The sequence below is a fragment of the Flavobacterium tagetis genome (genome assembly GCF_016735615.1).
In the GTDB taxonomy this organism is placed as follows: Bacteria; Bacteroidota; Bacteroidia; order Flavobacteriales; family Flavobacteriaceae; genus Flavobacterium; species Flavobacterium tagetis.
The window spans coordinates 989,526-1,012,120 of record NZ_JAERSF010000001.1 but is presented as its reverse complement, the minus strand read 5'-3'; the positions used below and the strand labels follow the sequence as shown (position 1 = coordinate 1,012,120).

Here is a 22,595-nt window from a genome sequence, read left to right as displayed (position 1 = left end):
GGCAAAGAGTTGAAGTTTTTAATTAATAAGTTTTTAAGCCGTATGAAAAATTCTTTTCTAGCAATATTGCTACTATTTGTCACTTTTACAATTTCAGCTCAAGAAGAACCTGCAAAACCGGGAAACAGCGCACAAGAACTTGCCGATAAAATGGCAAATCCCGTAGCGAGTTTAATTAGTGTTCCGTTGCAAAACAACCTTACTTATGGAATTGGTCCTTATAATGGAATAAAATATCAGATCAATATACAGCCTGTTGTTCCTTTTAAATTGAGTGAAAATTTAAACTTAATTACTCGTTATATTCTTCCAGTTGTAGATCAGCAGGATGTTACAGGAGAAAACACTCATGAGTTCGGTTTAAGTGATGCAACTGTAACAGCATTTTTTGCTCCAAAAACAAAAGGAATCATATTAGGAGTTGGTCCTGCTTTTTTAGTGCCAACCGCCACGGAAAAACTTTTGGGAACAGAAAAATTTGGAATTGGTCCAAGTGTTTTGGTGATGCACCAAGGAAAAGGGCTTTCTATAGGTTTTTTGGCCAATCAAATTTGGTCTGTTGCAGGAAATGCTGATAGAGCAGATTTCAATCAGTTCTATACACAAATATTCCTAACACATAGTTACAAAAGTGGAGCGAGTTTAGGAATCACTTCAGAAATTACCCAAAACTGGCAAGGCAATACAACCCTTATTACAGTTAGTCCGAACGTTGGTGCAATTACAAAATTAGGCGGTCAGACGATGCAGTTTGCCGTTATGCCTTTAATTCCAGTTGTTGGACATTCAAACATAAGACCAGATTGGGGATTGAGAGCGGTAGTAGCTTTTATATTTCCGCAATAATCTTTGATAAGAGTTTTTAGAAAATATCATTTTAATTTTTTTAAATAGTATAAAAATGAAGGCTAAAATAATTTCACTTTTTCTTATTGCTTTATTTTTTTCATGCAATAAAACTTCCTCAGAAAAAACAGAAAACACTGCTCCAGAATCTGTTTCAAGTGCTTTTAAACCAGCAAATCTGCAAGAACAAATTATTTATAATCGTGCAATTGAAGCTGTAATCTGGGGAATGCCAGCAGTTAATTTCGAATTATTAAATGAAAGTCTGACGAGTGCAAAAGGTAATTTTAATGAAATTATTTATTGGTCAGGATTAATAAATTCAAAAAATCAAACCTTGACACCAAATCCAGATGTGGTTTATATAAATCCTTTATATGATACCAGAAAAGGCCCAATTGTATTAGAGATTCCGCCTGCAGAAGGAAATTCCTCATTAACAGGAAGTTTAGATGACGGCTGGCAAACCGCAATAGAAGATATTGGTCCAGCAGGCGTTGACAAAGGAAAAGGAGGGAAATACTTGATATTGCCACCAAATTATAAAGATAAAGTTCCAGCAGGATATATTGCAATGCCTTCTTCTACTTATACTGGTTTTGCAATTTTGCGTTCAAATCTTACAGATGGCAGTCCGAATGATCTTAAGAGAGCAATTGATTATGGAAAAAGAATAAAAATTTATCCTTATTCTCAGGCATCAAATCCGCCGGTTACAAAATTTGTCGATTTATTGCAAGTTCCATTCAGCAATATAATTCCGTACAATTTTCATTTTTTCGAACTTTTAAATCAGTTTGTACAGAGAGAACCGTGGCTGACTCGAGATCTAGTTATGGTTGATTTTCTGAAATCAATTGGCATTGAAAAAGGCAAACCTTTTGAGGCTGATTCAAGAAGAAAAGAGATTTTAAACGCTGCCATAAAAGATGCTCATGCTTGGATTGATAAAAAGTACGAAGAGATATTTACACCTCCTTATTATGATGGAACAAATTGGGCATTACCTGCTTCACAAGATGTTGTAAAAGCAATAATGTCTAATTATGAAGCGCCAAATATCTATCCCGTAAGTGAGAGAGCTATTAGTTACTCTATAGCTTATTTCAGCACAAAACATTTGGGAACAGGACAATTTTATTTAATGACAATTAAAGACGACAAAGGGCAAGAATTTGACGGTTCAAAATTATATCAATTGCATCTGCCACCAAATGTTCCTGTAAAATTATACTGGTCTGTTACAGCTTATGATCGTGAAACGCATGCTTTAATAAAAGACATGAAGTATTTCAGCCGTGCTTCAACATCGCCTGGACTTCAAAAAAACAGCGATGGTTCTGTAGATATTTATTTTGGTGCGAAAGCTCCTGCTGGAAAAGAATCAAATTGGGTTCCGACAGATCCAAAAGGAAAATTTGAATTATTGGCTCGTTTTTATGGTCCAGAAAAAGGATTTTTTGAGAAAACTTGGAAAATGGGTGATTTGACAGAAGTGAAATAAAACCATCATTATGACTGAAAAATCTGCGGATAGTATCGAGAAGCCTTTTGATCCCATTATATCAAAGGCACAGCGTTATGAAAAAGGAGCTTCGATAAGAAAAAAAACACCTTTGGCGAAGCACCAGGAATGGAATTCTTTTAAAAACCGAAAAGATCCAGTAGACATTTTGATTCAGACTAGTATAGGAAGAGTAGAAAGTCTAGTGCCGATTCGATACAGAAGAATGATGGAATCGCCTTTTGCATTTTATAGAGGAGCCGCCGCGATTATGGCTGCTGACTTAGCTCATACTTCTGTATCGGGAATAAACCTGCAGCTTTGCGGGGATTGCCATTTAATGAATTTTGGAGGATTTGCAACTCCAGAACGAAAATTGGTCTTTGATATAAATGATTTTGACGAAACATATCCAGGCCCTTGGGAATGGGATGTAAAACGACTGGCGGCCAGTTTTGTTATTGCAGGAAGATGGCGAAAATTTTCTAATAAAAACAGTAAAGAATTTGCTTGGCATGTTGCTGATAGTTACAAACGACACATGTTGGATTACAGTAAATTATCGGCTCTCCAGATTTGGTATGCAGATATTGATTTAGCAGAACTGATTGAATTAGGACATGATAAAGAACTCAAAGAGTTTGACCAAAAGAGAATAAAAAAGGCATCAGAATATACCGCTCATGAAAAAGAGTTTGCAAAGATGACTTATTTTGACGGAGCTAGAGCACGTATAAAAGATGATCCGCCTTTGATATTTCACCCAAGCGGAGATCTTGAAAAGCAAGTTGCCAAAGAGGGCGAAATTATCCATAAAAGGTATCTAGAATCGCTTTCAGATGAGAAACAGATTTTGTTAAGCAGATACATGCTTCATGATATTGTGGTAAAAGTGGTGGGTGTAGGAAGTGTTGGAACTCTTTGTGGCATTAGTCTGCTAATGTCTGCTACAGGCGAACCTATTTTTTTACAGTTTAAAGAAGCCAGAAAAAGTGTATTGGAGGGAAATGTAAAAGCAAAGGGTAAATATATTCATCAAGGAGAACGTATTGTGATGGGACAAAAGCTAATGCAGTCCGCATCTGATATGTTTCTGGGTTGGACAAATGATAGTAAGGACAAATTCTTTTATATAAGACAGCTGAGAGATGCCAAAATAAAACCGGTTTTAGAGGTTATGAAACCTAAAAATATGGCAGATTATGCCAAAGCTTGCGGGTGGGCACTTGCAAGAGCTCATGCACGTTCAGGAGATCCTTCTATGATTTCGGGTTATATTGGAGATACAAACGAGTTTGCCGATGCCATTTCAGAATTTTCGGTTTTGTATGCCGATCAAAACGAGTCGGATTATAATAAAATGCTCGAAGCGATAAAGCATGGAAAACTACCAATAGCTGCAGAAATCTGATTCTTTACAATTAAAAGAAATAGAAAAGATATGTAGCTGTACAAAGTAAATAAAACTTTAAAAAATCTTAAAATATTGAACAAAATATGCTTGAAAACCACAAAGTAAGATTTTATTTATTTAATACTGTTAATTAAAGAAAATGATTTATCTTTGAGAGTGATCTAAGTAATTGTTTAGTAATAGTTTGTGTTATACGAGCAATTATTGACATCTGTTCCGCCCCACGTTCAAGATTTTTACGATTTTAATACATGAGTTAAACTGATTTAATTATTAATTTAATAAATACCACAACATGAATATTAAAAGAACAAGTCTTCGTATAATCCCAGTCTTATTTTTGGGTTTATTTTACAGCTGCTCTCCAACTGTAAAAGTTACAACTGATTATGATCATTCTGCTAACTTCAGCGAATACAAAACTTTTGCGGTTTATGACTTAAAAGCGCAGCAAGGCCAAGTAAATCAGTTAAATGTTGATCGTGTTGCAAAAGCAATTCGAAACGAAATGCTGGCAAAAGGATTTACAGAATCTAGTAATCCTGATTTAAAAGTGAATGCCGTTTCTATCCTAAAAAACAAAACATCGGTTAGTGCTAACACAGACTTTTACGGTTATGGCGGAATGTATCGTCCATACGGTTATTGGGGTGGTGGTGCTATGATGGGCGGTGCTAATACAACATTCAATACTTACGATTATGTTGATGGCTCATTGGTAATAGACATTGTGTCTACAAAAACAGATAAACTGGTTTGGCAGGGAATAGGAAATGCTGAAATTGACAGCAGACCAGACAATCCTGAACAATTCATCAACGATGCAATCAAAAAAATATTAGCTGGCTTTCCTCCAGGAGCAGTTAAAAAATAACTAAAAATGAAGATTTTGTACTTGCCGAACTTTGGCAAGTACAATTCTTTATCCTTATACATACGCCCCCATCGTATTCTATTTTTAAGATTTTAAGAGAATTTTCTAATACAACTAATTAAACTTAAAAAATGATCGATATTTTACTTTCTCTATTCTTTTTTATAGCCACTATTGCGGGCCTTGCTACTGCAATCATGGTTTTATTTTCCAAAAAAAATTACTCGAAAAGTTTCTTTTTGGGAATGTTTCTGCTGAGTTTGGCGGTAGTAAGTATCTACAATTTTTATCTTTCGGCCAATTTATTTAAAAATTTCCCAGATCTACTTACTATTACAAAAGCGTTTATATTTTTAACCGCCCCATGCTCATTTTTGTACGTTAGAAATATTTTATCATTAAATAAAAGTTTCAGAAAATACGACTGGCTTCATTTTGTGCCATTTGCTATTTATTTCTTTTTAACGCTAGTTGTTTATGTTGGAAGTTACACCAATATAAAAGCTGTCGATTATATTGCAACCATAATCAAAAATCCATTTTCAGTTTTAACCTTGACAATTTGGCTTTTCTATGTATTTTTTCAAACCATGTTGATTTTAAACTATGATCTGAAAAAATTTAAAGGAAACCAATTTCATCATAGTAAAGTAATAAACTGGATTAGAGTGTACAATCTTATGATTTTGTTTTTGTTTTCGGCACTTTTTGTTCATCATTTTTTACTGAAAAAAGTTGAAGCAACAGACCTTTCCTGCTATGTGTTAATTTCTTCGGTATTATTTTTTACTGTCGGATGGCTTTATTTCAGACCCCAAATTTTTCATGATGAAGAAGAGACATTTGATTTTGTTGTCGACAATACATTAGTAGTAAAAACAAAAGAAACAAAAAATGCGCTTCCAATTGCAAATGAACTAACTCTCGAAAAAAGAGAAGAATACCTTTTAAAATTAGATTATGAGCTAAACTCTAAAAATCTGTTTTTAAAGAAAGATTTTGTAATCAGAGATTTGTCTGATGAAACAGGAATATCAGTACATCATTTATCCAATTTAATTAATTCTGAATTCGGACTTCATTTCCAGGATTATGTAAACCTTAAAAGAATTGAATATTTCAAAGAAAAAATAAATGATCCAGAATGGAAAGATTTATCATTGGAAGGCATGGCATGGGGTTCTGGTTTTAAATCTAGAACAACTTGTTTCAGGGCATTTATAAAACACACCGGAAAATCTCCTTCCGAATACTTTAAAACAATCCGAATAAATCCTGACCGTTCAGGAGCATATTACTTTAAGTAAAGGTTTTTCTGAAAAAATAATAAGTAATGGCTGTTACAGGATCTTAATGCAAAATATTCCATCATGAAATTAAAAAATATTTATTCCGGAAAAAAAGCACAGTTAGCCTTTACAGCACTGTTTTTATTGGTTTCTGTTTACAGCAATGCCCAATTAAAAGGAGGACATATACTTGGCGCAATGGGACTCCAATCGGGAACTCAAGCTCCAGAAAAGACGTTGAGTGTTTATATTCCAGGATATATTTATGCCGCATCTTCATTAAGAGATAGCGACGGAGATAAAGTAGGAGATCCTAATCTTACCATGTTTATCACAGGAGTTGGTGCCAATTATGTAAGTGATTTTAAAATTTTAGGGGCCAATTATGGGGCTTCCATTTTATTAGCAGGCGCTTCTAATACGATTCAAGGAGGTTACGTAGATTCTAAAAGTGATTTTGCTTTTACAGATATGTACGTACAGCCCGTTCAATTAGGATGGCATAACAAAAGAGCCGATTTTGTCTTCAGTTATCAAATGTATCTGCCAACAGGAAAATTTGAAGCGGGAGGAAGCAATAATAGCGGTTTAGGAATGTTTATGAATGAGTTTTCTGCAGGAACAACAGTATATTTTAATGATAAAAAGACCTTCCATTTTTCTGCATTGGCCGCTTATGAAATCAACGGAAAAAAGAAAGATACCGATATTAAAACAGGAGATATTTTGAGCATTGAAGGTGGTTTAGGGAAAACCTTTTATTGTATGAATGCTGAAAAAACGGCTCCAAAAGGCATATTCAATGCAGGTCTTATTTACTACTTGCAATATAAAGTATCAGATGATAAAATTCCGGTAGGAAATGCATTCATAATCGAACCAGACAAAGACAGAGTTGGCGGACTAGGCGCTGAGGTAAATTACTTGCATCTTGGCTGTATGACCTCGGCAGGTTTTAGATGGATTGGCGAAGTAAACGCGGTAAATAGATTTCAAGGAAATACTTTCTTTATTACGTTGGCGCACGTGTTCAGTTTTAAGAAAAAATAATTGCTGAATTTTTTTGACAAAGTGAAAATTTAAATCTAAAACGATAATTATTCTATGAAAAACAAAAAAACTATACATACAAAATTTCTGTTTTTGCTTTGGATTATCTTATCGTTTAATGTTTTAAGCGCACAAAAGCACCAAGTAGTTTTTAAAGATTCTCTTGATGGAGCTTTCGATTTAAGTGATTTTCTTATCTATGCCAACGGATTCTTAGTAGTGCCAACCATTGTTACAGAACCTGCTTTAGGCGGATTTGGAGTTGCTGTTGCTCCAGTTTTCCTAAAAAAACGTCCACCAGTTATTGAAGCAGACGGAACCAAACGTCTTGTAAATCCAGATATTACAGGAGGATTAGGAATGTACACTGCAAATAAAAGCTGGCTGGCAGGAGCTTTTCGCTCAGCAACATTGGTAAAATCTAAAATCTTATATCGTGGTTTTGCAGCTTATGGCGATATGAATTTATCATTTTATGCCAATAATCTGCCTAATCATAATGACGAAGAATTTAAACTTAATTTTAAATCAACCATTTTTTATACACAATGGCTCAAACAGTTTAATAATGCAAAATGGAGTGCAGGACCGCAGTATTTATTTTTAAATTCAAAAATTAACCTGCCCAATTTTAATCTTCCGCCACCATTTGTAGATCCAAAAGATATTAAAAGCACCATAAGTCAGCTTGGACTTGCACTCCAATTTGACGGACGTGACAATATATTTACGCCAGATAAAGGAATAAGAATACAATCTGATTTCTTTTGGTCAGATAAAGCATTGGGGAGCGATTATCAGGCATGGCGTATCAATTTATCGGCAATTGGATATTATCCGTTGGCGAAAACTCTAATTGGCGGACTAAGGATTGAAGGAGAGCAGGCGTTGGGGAGTCCGCCTTTTTATTTAAAACCGGGAATCAATATGCGAGGAATTCCCGCAGCGAGATACATGGGAAACACCAGTATTGTGTCTGAACTAGAATTTAGATGGGATTTGTACCGAAGATGGAGTCTTATGGGTTACGGAGGCCTTGCAAGCGCCTTTAACGATTGGGATCAAGCTTTTGCCAAACCCGTTGTGTACAGCTACGGAACAGGTTTTAGATATCTCATTGCCAGAAAGTTCAAACTTCGCATGGGTGTCGATGTGGCTAAAGGAAACGAAGAATGGGCTTACTATATCGTTTTTGGAAGTAACTGGATGCGATAGCTAAAAAAAGCAAAAGACTTGTAAGAAGTTGATTTATAAATAAAAAACTCAAAAAGCTTCAATAATACCATATTGAGGCTTTTTTGTATTAAATACCTTAATAATTAATGTCATTAAGAAAATATTAACAACTAAACATTGCACAAATTGTATAATATTTAATTGTTTTGTAACAAATTGGAAACATTTGAGACTAATTTTATTAAATCTTAAACATAACTTATGAATACATTTTCATTCAAATCAGTGTTTGCTGCTTCAATATTTTTGGCTGGAACTGCAGGCTGTTTTGCGCAAGACATTTTAGTAAATTCACTTAAATTAAATGCTAGCGACAAAAGTAAAGAGAACTTCAAATTTACAGAAGTAATCAACCTAGGAACAACATCAGTAAAATCTCAAGGATCATCTGGAACTTGCTGGAGCTACTCAACAAACTCATTCTTAGAGTCAGAAATGATTCGTTTAGGAAAACAGCCTGTTGAGTTATCTCAAATTTATTCTGCAAGAAACGTATATGTAGAAAAAGGGATTAACTATGTTCGTATGCACGGAGCAATTACGCTTGGTGATGGAGGTGCTCTTCATGATGTAATTAATATGTACAAAAAATACGGAACTGTACCAAGAGAAGTTTACACAGGTTTAAACTACGGAACAGACAAAAACAAATTTGCTGAAATGAGCTCTCTTATTGAAGGTGTTCTTGCAGCAGTAGTTAAAAACCCGAACGGAGAATTGACTCCAAACTGGCAAAAAGCTTACTCAGCTGTTATTGATTCTTATTTAGGAAAAGTGCCAGATAACTTCACATACAAAGGAAAAAGCTATACGCCACAATCTTTTGCTAAAGAAGTAGTAGGAATTAACCCAGATGAGTATGTAGAAATGTCATCTTTTACAAATGCTCCATACTACCAAAAAACAACTATGATGGTGCCAGACAACTGGTCATTGGATCAAGTTTACAACGTAAAATTGAACGATATGACAGACGTTATCGACAATGCGCTTAAAAAAGGATATACTGTAGCTTGGGCAACAGATGTTAGCGAGAAAAGCTTTAGCTGGAAAAATGGTGTAGCTTACGTTGCAACTAAAAAATTCGACGATATGACGGCTGAAGAAAAAGCAGACATGTTTAACGGACCAAAAGCTGAACCAGAAATTACTCCAGAAATGCGTCAGGCTGCGTTTGATAACTACACTACAACAGACGACCATGGAATGCACATTATTGGTCTTGCAAAAGATCAAACTGGAAAAGAATACTATATCGTAAAAAATTCTTGGGGAGAAACAAACGACTACAAAGGCTTCTTGTTTGTAACTAAGAACTTCGTAAAATATAAAACTACTGCATTACTAGTAAACAAAGGAGGAATTCCTGCTGAAATTGCTAAGAAATTAGGGGTTTAATTATTCTGAGAGTTTTAAAAAAATAGAAAGCGCCGTAATCTTTGGATTACGGCGCTTTTTTGAGTTTATGGTCGCATTAGAACCAGTAAAATGTTGGCAAAAGTGCTAGAGCTATTTTCAGACGAAGAAATGCAAAAGCCTGTGTTCAAATGATAAATGCGTAAAAAGAAGTACTTTATCGGCTTTCTAAGTAATTCATGGTCAGAATAAAAGCTAACTAAAAGAAAATCAGTATCTTTAGTCTGAGTTTTTTAATAGGAGAATTAATTTTATTCAAAAAATCATGAAAAAGTATGAAGCAATTTTATGTACACTTGCGTTCGTATTTTCTCTCGGCTGTTTTGCTCAGAGCACAAACAGTGTCTCTGCTTCTCCAGCGCCAGGAAAAACGACATTATTGACGGATAGTTTCCCTACAGATGATTTGGTAATACAATCGTATTACGTAGAGGAAAGAATAAATAAGCTTTTTGGAGGTAGAATTATTACCTACCAAGTTTCAAAATTGGACATGGTCGACACCTACGATCTTGGACCTAATAATACAAGAACAGTAATTCCTAATTACGTAAAAAGAAAACCTAAAGTAGCTCCAAATGCAATAGAAACAAAAACAACAGTTGCAAGTTCGTCTGCCTTCGTAGAGCCTGTTAAAGTTGAAATTGCGGCACCTGTGGCTACAGGTTCCAAATATGTCACTGTTAATATGGTTGACACTTATGAAAAAGTGATTGATAAAGGTTACAAATCTATCGATATGCTTAAAAAAGTAGCCGACCGATTTTATTTTGAAGGCAATCTAACAGCCGCAGCGGGCTATTACACACAGTTGTTTGATCAAGCCAAAGATTTGGATGTTATTTACTATTATAGATACGCACAGTCTTTAAAAGCAATTAATGAAGATGAAAAAGCAAATACTTTAATGAAAAGGTTTAAGAGTGAAACTTTGACTATGAAATAGGTTTTGTCTTTTTTTAACCGCAAAGGACGATAAGGTTTGTGCAAAAGTTTTTTAACGCAAAGTACGCTAAGATTTACGCAAAGAGCACAAAGTTATTTTAATGTGGAGTTTATCCAAAATCTAAAGATTAAGTTCGCAAAGCTTTGTGTTTATAAAGCACTGCGAGCTTTTTTTGTGTGAAGTTTTTTTACCGCAAAGTTCGCTAAGGTTATTTTGAGTTAAATCTAAAGATTAAGTTCGCAAAGTTTTGCGTTTATAAAGCTCTGCGAGCTTTTTTTGTTTTATTTAATGGAATGGTTTTGTCATTTCAATCGAAGGATAAATCACACTCGCATATCGACACAGATTGGCGACCTTTGCGATCTCTTTTATAGATTCCTATTAAATCTCGGATAAAAAATTCTTAGCGTTCTCTGCGTAAAACCTTCGCGTACTTTGCGGTTAAATAAGCAGTCTTATGATATTGGAATTTTTAAACTTTGAAATTTGGGCAAAAAAAAAGACTATCATTTCTGATAGTCTTTTTTGCTCCCCCTCTTGGGCTCGAACCAAGGACCCTCTGATTAACAGTCAGATGCTCTAACCAACTGAGCTAAGGAGGAATCACCTTAAAAGGTTAATATGTTTGCTAAAAAAAGTTGCTCCCCCTCTTGGGCTCGAACCAAGGACCCTCTGATTAACAGTCAGATGCTCTAACCAACTGAGCTAAGGAGGAAAGTATTGCTCTTTTTAGCGAGTGCAAATATAAAACTATTTTTAGTTTCTCAAAAACATTTTCACTCTTTTTTTGACTTTTTTTTACTTGCCTACAATTGCTTTGTAAATGTCGTTACCGTTAGCAAACAGTAGTAGTGAAATAAGTAAAACAAAACCAACCATTTGCGCATTCTCTAAGAATTTATCGCTTGGTTTTTTACCACTAATTATTTCATACAATAAAAACATCACGTGTCCACCATCAAGTGCCGGAATTGGCAATAAATTCATAACTCCAAGCATAATCGACAATAAAGCAGTGATTGACCAGAAAACTTCCCAGCTCCAAGAACTTGGAAAAATGTTGTAAATCGCAGCAAAACCACCTACTTGTTTGTAAGCTTTAGTTTCTGGATTAAAAATCATTTTCAATTGTTTTCCGTAACCTACCAATTGATCTTTTCCTTTTTGAAGACCAACCGGAATCGATTCGAAGAAACCGTATTCTTTTTTACTTACTTTATAATAACCTAATTTTTCTAAAGAATCCATTCCTAAACCGCCAACAGCAACTCCAAGTTTCCCTGCATTAGATACTTTTACTGTAATAGGAGTTTCTTTCAAATCACGCAAAACAACAGCAGGAATAGATTTTCCTTTATTGCTTTCTAAAATAGCTTTAGCTTCATCAAAATATTTGATTTTCTGTCCGTTCAGACTTACCACTAAATCTTTTGGTTTTAGAGCAGTATTTTCAGATTCTTCAGTAACTTTGCCCACAACAAATGGCATTCTAATGCCTACTAATAAGCCTTTTTCTGTTTTAGAAAGCTGATCAACAAAATCTGTTGGCATTGTAATCGTTTGTTGTTGTCCGTTTCTTTCAATCAAAACGTGTTTAGCCATGATTACATTCATGTTCATATCGCTGTCAAAATTTTCTACAGCCTTTCCATCAATAGAAATAATTTTATCACCGGTTTTAAAACCAGCCTTAAGCATAGCAGGGTTTTCAATTGCAACACCGTCTTTTAAATCAGCATTAGCAATATAAGTATCTCCGTAAGCAAATGCCATTCCGATATAGATAATAAAAGCCAAGATAAAGTTTACCGTAACACCGCCAAGCATAATAATTAAACGTTGCCAAGCTGGTTTAGTACGAAATTCCCAAGGCTGAGGAGGCAGAGCCATTTGCTCTTTGTCCATACTTTCGTCAATCATTCCAGAAATTTTTACATAACCACCCAGTGGAAGCCATCCGATACCATATTCTGTTTCTCCGATTTTCTTTTTGAAAAGTGAATATTTAACATCAAAAAACAAGTAAAATTTTTCGACTCTAGTTTTAAACAATTTAGCAGGGATAAAATGCCCTAATTCATGAAGAATAATAAGTAAAGATAAACTCAATAGAAATTGAGAGAGTTTGATAACTATATCCATTTTTTGTTTTTAATTCGTATTTAACGCACAAAAGTAGCGTTTTCTATTTTAATATAAGTATGCAAGATAGTGTTTAAGATTTTAAATGTTTGTTAATAATTAAGGTAAGTTTTTACAAATCAATTAAACGTTATTTTATTAGTAACCTATTTGCTGATTATGTTACAAACATGATGCCTTACTATATAATAGTGTTGATTTTACAAAAAAAAGGAAATTTTAAATTAATGTTTCAAAGTTGAATTTGTAAGATATTTTCTTATATTTGATTTACAAACAACAAAAAAAAATGATCATGGATGATATTTTTGAAAAAACTCCAACAGCATTAAAGGTTATGTATACTGCTTTTATTTTGATAGCTGCAGCCTATTTTTCGGGTTACATTTTTGGAAAATTCTTTTCTGCTTAAAATAGATAGAACCTTTGATAAGGATAATAAAAATTATGAATTTAAAAAATTATAATATGAAGTTTTTCAAAAGCAACTTGTTTTATGTTTTGGTCTTAGGCTTTGTAGTTATGTTAATAATGGCTTATGCATTTGATAAAGGAGAAATTCTTGGCAAGGCAATGGCTAAATAATTTCATTGATTAAAATAAATGAGATGTGATTTAAATGTTTGTTAATTAATAAACATTTAGATTTCTCGTTTTAACAAGATGCCGTAACTTTACTTTTCGAACACTGCCTTGCTCAATTGGTAGTATAAAATCATTAAAAGTAACAAGTATATGGCAACGAAATTATTTTCTCCTCTTACTATAAAAAATATCACTTTAAAAAATAGAATTGCGATTTCGCCAATGTGCCAGTATTCTGCAATTGACGGATTTGCAAATGATTGGCATCTGGTCCACTTAGGAAGCCGTGCCAGCGGAGGTGCCGGACTTATTATTCAAGAAGCAACAGCGGTTTCTCCAGAAGCTAGAATTTCTCCTTCCGATCTTGGAATTTGGAAAGATGAACATATCGAAAAGCTAAAACAAATCAACGCCTTTATAGTTTCTCAAAATTCTATTCCTGGAATTCAGTTAGCGCATGCAGGAAGAAAAGCAAGTGTTTCGGCTCCGTGGCTTGGAAACAAGAAGTTAGATTTCGCTCAAGGCGGATGGCAGACTGTTGCGCCAAGTGCGATTCCGTATCATGAAGGCGAGCCATTTCTTCCAGAGGAATTAGACAAAAACGGAATTCAAAAAGTGATCTCCGATTTTAAAACAGCAACCAAAAGAGTAGTCGAAGCAGGGTATAAGGTTGTAGAAATCCATGCGGCTCATGGATATTTGCTACACCAGTTTTTATCACCTTTAACAAACGTAAGAACAGATGAATATGGAGGAAGTTTCAAAAATAGAATCCGTTTTACATTAGAAATTGTAGAAGCAGTCCAATCAGAATGGCCTTCGGATTTACCTTTGTTTGTTAGAATTTCAGCAACCGATTGGGCGGAAAACGGATGGAATCCAGAAGAATTTGTACAGCTTTCTAAAATATTAAAAGAAAAAGGAGTAGATTTAATCGATGTTTCGTCAGGCGGATTGGTTTCGCATCAGAAAATAACATTAGGGCCAGGTTATCAAGTTCCTTTTGCAGAAAAAGTGAAAGCAGAAGCGAATATTGCTACAGGTGCAGTCGGATTAATTACAGAAGCAGAACAAGCAGAAGAAATTTTAAATTTGGATCAAGCCGATTTGATTTTATTCGCTAGAGAATCATTGAGAAACCCAAACCTGCCTTTGGATTTTGCCGCAGCATTAAACGACGATATTCAATGGCCAAAACAATACGAAAGAGCTAAACTTTAAATTTTTTTTCCGCCACTCCCGATAGCTATCGGGATAACGAATTAAAAAATAGATTCGTGAATTCGTGGCGAAAAAACTAAAACAAAACCAATGCAAAAGATAAAAACAGCACTATTATCATACGGAATGTCAGGGAAAGTTTTTCACGCTCCGTTTTTAGATATTCACGAAGGATTTGAATTATTAGGTTCTTGGGAAAGAAGCAAAAAATTAATTCAGGAAGATTATCCATACGTAAAAAGTTACGCTTCGCTAGACGAATTATTAAGTGACGATGTCGATTTGGTAATTGTAAATACACCAGTTGGAACCCATTACGAATATGCTAAAAAAGTGCTTTTGGCGGGAAAACATGCTGTGGTAGAAAAAGCGTTTACTACAACGGCCGCAGAAGCAAAAGAATTGGCAAAAATTGCAAAAGAAAAAGGCTTGAAATTGGCTGTTTTTCAGAACAGAAGATGGGACAGCGATTTTAAAACCGTAAAAAAAGTAATTGACGAAGGCGTTTTAGGAGATTTAGTCGAAGCCGAATTTCACTTTGACAGATATAATCCGTTATTGAGTCCGAAAGCGCATAAAGAAACTGCCAATGATGGAGCAGGAGTTCTAAAAGATTTAGGACCGCATATTATAGATCAAGCGATAAGTCTGTTTGGATGCCCGAAAGCAGTATTTGGAGATATTCGCGTAACCAGAGAAAATTCTGTTGTAGACGATTGGATCGACCTGACTTTGTTTTATTCTAATTTCAGAGTCCGTCTAAAAGCAGGATTTTTTGTGAGAGAAGCCAATCCAGCGTATACTTTGCATGGAAAAAAAGGCTCATTTTTAAAACCTCGTGGAGATGTTCAGGAAGATGATTTGAAAATTGGGAAAAAGCCAAACCTAGATTCTTGGGGAACTGAAGATGTAAGCTTGCAAGGACTTTTGCATACCGAAATTGACGGTAAAATTGTGCGAGAAAAAATCCCAACGCTTCAAGGCAATTATTTCAGTTTCTTCGATGGCGTTTACGAATCAATTACAAACGATAAAAAAGAACCTGTTACCGCAGATGAAGGTGTAAAAGTAATGCAGGTTATAGAAGCTGCGATTGCGAGTAATGCACAACAAAAGGTAATCGGAATACAATAAAATGGAGACGCACTATTGTGCGTCTTTTTTTTGACCGCAATTCCAGAAATAAAGTTGAAATGTTGTAATTTTAATAAGCTAAATTCAAATAAAAACCATTGAATTTATAAACAATAACGTTGTATATTGTGTATAACCTTAGGTTTTGTGCGCTTTAACGAGCGTTTTTAGTATTTTTGACAACATTCCAATAAAATTCAATATGCTGATAAACATTAATCCATTATCGCTTTTTCAGACCAAAGCCAAAATCAAGAAAGTATTTAGAGAAGCCAAAGCTTCATATTTAAATCGCATTCGTTTTGCTGTTGGAATGTTCTATTTCGGAATGGGTTTGAGTTTTGCCACATGGGCCAGCAGAATTCCAGATATCAAAACTGCTTTACATTTAACAGAAGGCGATTTAGGATCTATACTTTTTGCACTTCCGGTTGGACAGCTAATAGTTATGCCTTTTTCAGGAAAAATGGTAACCAAATTCGGTAGCCATCGCATTCTGATTTTCTCTTTAATAATGTATGTTTTATGCTTAATAAATTTAGGTTTGGCAACAACATCATTGCAACTGTCATTAGGATTATTTCTATTTGGCGTGTTCGGAAATCTTGCCAATATTGCCGTAAATACTCAAGGAGTTTACACAGAAGTTTTGTTTAAAAAAACAATCATGTCTTCTTTTCACGGAATGTGGAGTTTTGCCGGATTTACTGGCGCGCTAGTAGGTTTAGGAATGTTGGCTTTAAAATTGAGTCCGCTGCATCATTTTATAATTGTAGCCGGAATTGTTTTATTGATGGTAGCCTTTAACTTTAAATTTTTGGTTAGAGCCAAAGAAAAAAAGAAACCAAAAGAAGAAGGGAAAAAACTATTTGTAAAACCAGATACAGCTTTACTTTGGCTAGGCGTCATCGGATTCTGCAGTATGGCTAGCGAAGGTGTTATGTTCGACTGGAGCGGAGTTTATTTTAAAGATATTGTAAAAGCACCTGGACCTTTAGTGGTTTTAGGTTATACTTCTTTCATGATTATGATGGCCAGCGGAAGATTTCTAGGCGACGGATTAATCAACAAATTTGGCCGCGAACGCGTTATGCAAATTAGCGGTGTGATGATTTCGGCAGGACTTTTTACAGCTGTTTTTCTTCCTTATATCATTCCGTGTACAATCGCATTTATGTTTGTAGGTTTAGGCGTTGCAACAATTGTTCCTACCGTTTATAGCATTGCAGGTAAAAATCCAACCGTTCCTGCTGGAGAAGCTTTAACGATTGTTTCGAGTGTAAGTTTCTTAGGTTTCTTAATGGGACCACCGGTAATTGGTCATATCGCACAAAGCTTCGGGTTGCAGTTTTCATTTGCCTTTATCGGAATTTTTGGAGTGCTGATTGCTTTTATGGTTTCTAAAATTAGGACATCGGCTTAATAAATCAACTTTTTAAAATTATCATTATTTGATTATTCTTTCTTTAAACTAAAATAAATTTGAAAGAATTTACTTATAATTAAATATTTTTTTTATTTTTGAATTTCTAACTTAGAAGTTTAAGTTTCTCTTTTTCCAAGAACCAATTTTATCTTTTGAATTAAGGACTATCATCCTAAAAAGTTTCAAAGTTAATTATAGGTTTTAATGGTAAAAAATTACGCAGTCTTCTTTATTTTTTGTTTTTTTAATTTTGCTTTTGCACAGCAGGAAATAACAGTAACAGGAATTGTTATTGATGCCAGAACGCAGAATCCGCTAGAGAATGTAGTGGTAACAATACAAAATACGGCTGTGATGCAGCTTACTTCAATATCAGGAAAATTCGAACTTCATATATTTCCTCAAAAAGAACAATTGCTTTTACTCAGAAGTCAGGGATACAAAGATTTTCTTCTAAAAGTAAAGTCAAACGCTGGACAGAATATCAATCTTGGAATATTACAATTAGAAGATACTTATTCAGATGAGGTTCCTGCTGCATTAATTACTTTATCAGATAATGATTTTTCAGATGATAATAGTTCATCTGAAATGACATCTGGACTTTTGCAATCTTCAAGAGATGCTTTTATGCAAGCATCGGCATTCAATTGGGGGCAAGCTCGATTTCGTATTCGTGGTTTAGATAGCGAAAACGGAACTATGATGCTCAACGGAATGGCAATGAATAAAATCTACGATGGCAGACCGCAATGGGGCAATTGGGGCGGTTTAAATAATCTGCTTCGTAACCAGGAATTTTCAGTTGGAACAGCAGCTTCCAATTATACTTTTGGAGGTGTTTTAGGTACTCAGCAGATTTTTACACGTGCTTCTTTGTATAGAAAAGGTGCGTCGCTTACACTTTCGGGAAGCAATACTACTTATTTATGTCGAGCAATTGGCACTTATGCTTCAGGAATGAATGCTTCTGGTTGGGCTTTTGTGGTTTCCGCTGGAAAACGTTGGGCCGATGAAGGTTATTTTGAAGGCACAAACTTCGATGCCAACTCTTTTTTCCTTAGTGTTGAAAAGAAATTAAACAATAGGAATTCAATCAACTTTACAGGGGTTTATACTCCAAATTCTCGAGGAAAAAACTCTTCTAATACAGCTGAGGTTACCAATTTAATGGGCGAAAAATATAACTCATATTGGGGATTTCAGAATGGCGAAAAACGAAATGCAAGAGTGAAAAATGTAGAAGAACCACTCTTTATGCTAAACCATTATTTTAAAATTGATGATAAAACCAATCTGAATTCTGCCGTAATGTATCAATTCGGAAAAGTAGGAAATAGTAATATTGATTATCAAAATGCTGATAGTCCAGATCCTGTTTATTATAAAAAAATGCCAAGTTATTTTAGCTCGCTTTACGCGAAAGAGCAAGGAGAATTTTCTGGTGCATTTACTCCGGATTATGATAACGCAGAAAAAAGCAAAATAACTTTTTTAGCAAATCTGCAGATCAATTGGGGCGAAATGTATTTTGCTAATCAAAAACTAGGAACTAATGGATATGAGCCTGCGCAGAGTCATTATGTGCTTTATGAAGATAGAACAGATGATCAGACTTTTGCTGTAAATTCAAATCTGAATAGACAGATAACTTCCAATATTTCTTTTGATAGCGGATTTACTTTTAAGAAATTAAAATCGCATAATTTTCAGTATTTATTAGACCTTCTTGGCGGAGCGTATTTTGAAGATATAGATCCGTTTTACAAAGGTAGCCTTTCTCAATCTGACTTACAGCATCCAGAGCGCCAAGTCGTAAAAGGAGATATTTACGGATATAATTATAATTTACTAGCCAATACTTTAGATGTTTTTGCACAATTTAAATTTAGTTACAATAAAACAGAATTCTTCTTGGCACAATCGTATTCTATGTCAGATTATCAAAGAGAAGGATTATATCAAAACGGGTTATACCCGACAAATTCATTGGGGAAAAGTGAGAAAGTAAATTTTGAGAATTTCGGCTTCAAAGGCGGTTTCACTTATAAAATTTCAGGAAAACAATTGTTGTTTTTTAATGGAGCACATTTTACAAGAGCGCCTTCACTTCGAAATACTTTTTCGAATTCACGATTGAATAATAATGTTGTGGATGGGGTCGAAAGTGAGAATATTAGTAGTGCTGAAGCTAATTACGTATACCGTTCAGCAAAACTCAAATTGCGATTAACAGCTTATTATACTGCAATTAAAAATACTTCAAAAACTTCTTATTTCTATGCCGAAGGAATTTTTGATAACGGTTCTGGTTATGATGCAACAAATGCATTTGTCAGCCAAACTCTGACCAATTTGGATAAGAAAAATACGGGAGTAGAATTAAGTTTTGAATATCAAATTTGGCCAACATTAAAAACAACTTTATCGGCAGCATTTGGAAATTATATCTATAGCAGTAATCCAAATGTAATGATTGTAAATGATGCCAATAGAGCAAAAGAAGGAGCGCAAACTAATTTTGATTTTGGGCCAGCTTATTTAAAGAATTATAAACAGCCAGGAACTCCACAGCAAGCGTGTTCATTTGGATTGGAATATCGCAATCCAAAGTTTTGGTGGATTGGTGGGAACATCAATTATTTGGTAGAAAGTTATATCGATGTTTCGCCAATTTCTAGAACATCTCAATTTTACATCAATCCAGCCAATGGTTTTCCTTTTCCTGAGGCAACTTCAGAAAGAGGAAATGAATTGCTAAAGCAGGAAAAATTTAATCCTGTTACATTGTTGAATTTGAGCGGAGGCAAATCTTGGCGTATCCATAAAAAATATGTGGGGCTTTTTGCCAGTGTAAATAATGTTTTGGATTTAATATATAAAACAGGCGGTTTTGAACAGGCAAGAAATGCCAATTTTAGAGCGCTAAATCAAGATGCTTCAAGCAGAACACCATCTTTTGGCCCAAGATATTATTATGGCTATGGCCGAACTTATTTTCTAAATCTTACAATCGGTTTATAAACTGAAAACCTATTTCTCATGAAAAACCTAATTATATTTTTTGCATTATGCCTAATTAGCTGCAGTAAAGAAGTCGAAACTCCAGAATTAGCTTGCACTCAGCCAAATCTTACTGTAAATAAAAGTGTAGAAAAAGTCTATGAGCTTTCGGGTACAACAGCCAAGCAATATTTGTATGATGACATTATAGAAGCTTATGTAGTTTCAAGCGATGAAGGAGGTAATTTTTTTAAAACTATTTCACTTCAGACCAAAGAAACAGAAAAAGTGCCAGCAATTGGTTTTAGTGTTCCTATTGATGCAACAAACACTTACATTGATTACCGTGTAGGAAATAAAGTATTTGTAAAACTTAAAAACCAATTCACAGATTTGTATTACGGAGGTTTAAGAATAGGAAGTTTGTACGTAAGCAATGCAGGAGATCCGACAATTGGAAGAATTTCTCAAAACGAATACAAAAATGTATTAAACGCTTCGTGTGCAAATATAGATGAGAGCCAATTGGTTAAATCACTTTCTGTAGAAGAGGCTCTTTCAGATTCTAAACTCAATACTTTAATTGAATTAAATGATGTTGAATTTACAGAGGCAGCATTAGGGCGTCATTACTTTGAAGAATCTAATAATGTTGGAGGTTCAACAAACTGGTATTTGAGAGATAAAACAGGAAATCAAGTTATTTTTAGAACCAGTAGTTATGCAAAATTTGCAGATCATGATGTGCCAGAAGGAAGTGGAAAAGTCAAGGGAATTCTAACAAAATTTGGTACTGACTATCAATTTATGGTTCGATATGAAAGTGATATTGTAATGAACGGAAAAAGAAATACTCCATTTTTTGCTGAAGATTTTCAGTCAGTTAAAAGTAATGTGAATTTTGCGCTTCCAGGCTGGAGCAATATTGTGGAAAAAGCCACAAAACTCTGGAAAAGCATGGTATATTCTGGAAATGGCTATGCAGAATTTAATACTACGAGTACGACCGCAGCCGAAAATGTGGCTTGGCTTGTTTCACCTAAAATAAATCTAACAGGGTATAAAAATGCGGTGCTTTCGTTTAGAAGTGCTCAACACGATTTGAAAGTTGATTCTCCGTTAAATACGCTGGAAGTTTACGTTTCAACAAATTTTGATGGCGCAAGCGTGACTAAAGCAAAATGGACAAAATTGGAAGCAAAAATTCCAACACTTTCAACGCCTACCCGTGAGTTTATCAGCTCTGGAGGAATCGATCTTTCTGCTTATTCTGGAAACATAAATATTGCTTTTAAGTACATTGGTTCTGGAAAAGACAAAACACTAAATGGTGCATTTATGGTAGATGACATAAAGATATTTGGAGAGAAATAGCAAGTAATTTAGAATAATTGAAATAATGTGCTGATTTTTAGAGTATTGTTGAAAAGTTTGTAGTTTTTGTATTTCAAAACGTTAAAATCTAATTGAATTTCGTACTTTGGTCATCCCAAATCAATACAATACCACATGAAAACCTACTTTATTGCCATCTTAATGATGGTGTTTCCTTTCTTGATGCACAGTCAAGACAACGTTAAACTAAAGCAGATTAACATTGTAAAAACAAATTACCAAAACTCTAAAGACGGCGAAATTGTTAATAAAACAATGGTTTTTAAAGACGGTAAACTTCAAACTATTACTACTTCAGATGTTGTACAGCATTTCTATTATAACAAAAATGGCTTGCTGGATATGTCTGTAAAAGATAAAGTGGGAAGCGACTGGAAAGAAGTAATCAATTATACTTATAATCCGGATAACAATATTACCAAGTTTGTGAAAAAGTATCAGGAAGGTCCAAATTACATTACCAAAACTGTTTCATTTGTTTATGAAGGAGCAAGGGTAAAAGTAACAACAAAAAAGAGTACCAATCATCAGAATTTAGTAGATGATATTGAATATCTTGTCGAAAACGGAATTATTGTAAGACGTACTTCTCGCGATAGAAATAAGGCGATTATTGGAAAATTGGAATATGTTTATGTAAATGATAACGTGTCAAGACACAAAGGTTTGGTTGGAGATAAAATCTCAAAATCATATACTTATGACGATAAAAAATCGGTTGATCAGTTAATCGTTCAAAACCTTTTTGGAGATAATTACAAAGTAATCGTTCCGATGATTTCTTATCATGAAGAAGAATTTGAGTTTGAATCGATTTCTTATAATAACGAAATGAATTTCAGTCCATCATCAACAGCTTTAGTTGCGGTGAGCAGAAAATACAAATACAACAAATTAAATTACCCAATTTCTTGTTCTCAAATAGAAGAAAACGGAATTGTGAAAACGGAAAAAACGTTTATTTACGAATAAAAGTTTTAAACTTAGACCATTTATTGAGTAAGTGGAACCTTGTTGAGTTTATCTTGACGGGTTCCATTTTTTTTTGAAGTCTATTCTTCTAAATATAAATGTAAAAACAAAATTGTATAATTGATTGTAGCGGACAAATGAT

Annotated in this window: 16 protein-coding genes and 2 tRNA genes; 15 read left to right on the top strand and 3 right to left on the bottom strand. The window is 34.4% G+C overall.

What is annotated here, in order from left to right:
- Nucleotides 1–42: 42 nt before the first annotated feature.
- The 9 genes from JI750_RS04355 (at nucleotide 43) to JI750_RS04315 (ending at nucleotide 10,575) form a co-directional block, all read left to right on the top strand.
- On the top strand, nucleotides 43–846 hold the full coding sequence (locus JI750_RS04355) for a hypothetical protein (RefSeq protein WP_201999120.1): 804 nt from the start codon (nucleotides 43–45) through the stop codon (nucleotides 844–846).
- Nucleotides 847–901: 55 nt separating this feature from the next.
- On the top strand, nucleotides 902–2,350 hold the full coding sequence (locus JI750_RS04350; RefSeq protein ID WP_201999119.1) for a DUF1254 domain-containing protein: 1,449 nt from the start codon (nucleotides 902–904) through the stop codon (nucleotides 2,348–2,350).
- A 10-nt stretch (nucleotides 2,351–2,360) separates the two neighbouring features.
- Nucleotides 2,361–3,761 (top strand): DUF2252 domain-containing protein, encoded by a 1,401-nt coding sequence (locus JI750_RS04345; RefSeq protein WP_201999118.1) that lies wholly within the window; start codon nucleotides 2,361–2,363, stop codon nucleotides 3,759–3,761.
- A gap of 298 nt (nucleotides 3,762–4,059) precedes the next feature.
- Entirely contained in the window at nucleotides 4,060–4,638 is a 579-nt protein-coding gene (locus tag JI750_RS04340; protein ID WP_201999117.1) for a DUF4136 domain-containing protein, read from the top strand.
- A 131-nt stretch (nucleotides 4,639–4,769) separates the two neighbouring features.
- Complete coding sequence (locus JI750_RS04335) at nucleotides 4,770–5,945, top strand: helix-turn-helix domain-containing protein (RefSeq protein WP_201999116.1); 1,176 nt, start codon at nucleotides 4,770–4,772, stop codon at nucleotides 5,943–5,945.
- A gap of 63 nt (nucleotides 5,946–6,008) precedes the next feature.
- Nucleotides 6,009–6,977, top strand: coding sequence for a SphA family protein (locus tag JI750_RS04330; RefSeq protein WP_201999115.1), 969 nt, complete (start codon nucleotides 6,009–6,011; stop codon nucleotides 6,975–6,977).
- A gap of 54 nt (nucleotides 6,978–7,031) precedes the next feature.
- Nucleotides 7,032–8,192 (top strand): BamA/TamA family outer membrane protein, encoded by a 1,161-nt coding sequence (locus JI750_RS04325; RefSeq protein ID WP_201999114.1) that lies wholly within the window; start codon nucleotides 7,032–7,034, stop codon nucleotides 8,190–8,192.
- Between the two features lie 222 nt (nucleotides 8,193–8,414).
- A complete protein-coding gene (locus JI750_RS04320; RefSeq protein WP_201999113.1) occupies nucleotides 8,415–9,611 on the top strand; it encodes a C1 family peptidase in 1,197 nt (398 codons plus the stop codon).
- 283 nt (nucleotides 9,612–9,894) lie between these two features.
- Entirely contained in the window at nucleotides 9,895–10,575 is a 681-nt protein-coding gene (locus JI750_RS04315) for a hypothetical protein (protein WP_201999112.1), read from the top strand.
- A 528-nt stretch (nucleotides 10,576–11,103) separates the two neighbouring features.
- Here JI750_RS04315 and JI750_RS04310 read toward each other — a convergent pair.
- The 3 genes from JI750_RS04310 to rseP all read right to left on the bottom strand — a co-directional run bounded on the left by JI750_RS04310 (nucleotide 11,104) and on the right by rseP (nucleotide 12,717).
- Nucleotides 11,104–11,177: transfer RNA gene (locus JI750_RS04310), tRNA-Asn, on the bottom strand.
- Nucleotides 11,178–11,216: 39 nt separating this feature from the next.
- Nucleotides 11,217–11,290 (bottom strand) — tRNA-Asn (locus JI750_RS04305).
- An 83-nt stretch (nucleotides 11,291–11,373) separates the two neighbouring features.
- The gene (gene rseP / locus JI750_RS04300) at nucleotides 11,374–12,717 is read right to left on the bottom strand and encodes an RIP metalloprotease RseP (RefSeq protein ID WP_201999111.1); all 1,344 of its coding nucleotides are present in this window, start codon (nucleotides 12,715–12,717) and stop codon (nucleotides 11,374–11,376) included.
- 735 nt (nucleotides 12,718–13,452) lie between these two features.
- On the opposite strand from rseP, the gene JI750_RS04295 reads away from it, so the two are divergent.
- The 6 genes from JI750_RS04295 (at nucleotide 13,453) to JI750_RS04270 (ending at nucleotide 22,453) form a co-directional block, all read left to right on the top strand.
- On the top strand, nucleotides 13,453–14,523 hold the full coding sequence (locus JI750_RS04295; protein WP_201999110.1) for an NADH:flavin oxidoreductase/NADH oxidase: 1,071 nt from the start codon (nucleotides 13,453–13,455) through the stop codon (nucleotides 14,521–14,523).
- Nucleotides 14,524–14,613: 90 nt separating this feature from the next.
- Nucleotides 14,614–15,657 (top strand): Gfo/Idh/MocA family oxidoreductase, encoded by a 1,044-nt coding sequence (locus JI750_RS04290; protein ID WP_201999109.1) that lies wholly within the window; start codon nucleotides 14,614–14,616, stop codon nucleotides 15,655–15,657.
- 202 nt (nucleotides 15,658–15,859) lie between these two features.
- A complete protein-coding gene (locus JI750_RS04285) occupies nucleotides 15,860–17,080 on the top strand; it encodes an MFS transporter (RefSeq protein WP_201999108.1) in 1,221 nt (406 codons plus the stop codon).
- Between the two features lie 207 nt (nucleotides 17,081–17,287).
- Nucleotides 17,288–20,107, top strand: coding sequence for a carboxypeptidase-like regulatory domain-containing protein (locus JI750_RS04280; protein WP_201999107.1), 2,820 nt, complete (start codon nucleotides 17,288–17,290; stop codon nucleotides 20,105–20,107).
- Between the two features lie 18 nt (nucleotides 20,108–20,125).
- Nucleotides 20,126–21,460, top strand: a complete 1,335-nt coding sequence (locus JI750_RS04275) for a DUF5689 domain-containing protein (protein WP_201999106.1) — start codon at nucleotides 20,126–20,128, stop codon at nucleotides 21,458–21,460.
- A 135-nt stretch (nucleotides 21,461–21,595) separates the two neighbouring features.
- On the top strand, nucleotides 21,596–22,453 hold the full coding sequence (locus tag JI750_RS04270) for a hypothetical protein (protein ID WP_201999105.1): 858 nt from the start codon (nucleotides 21,596–21,598) through the stop codon (nucleotides 22,451–22,453).
- Nucleotides 22,454–22,595 lie beyond the last annotated feature (142 nt).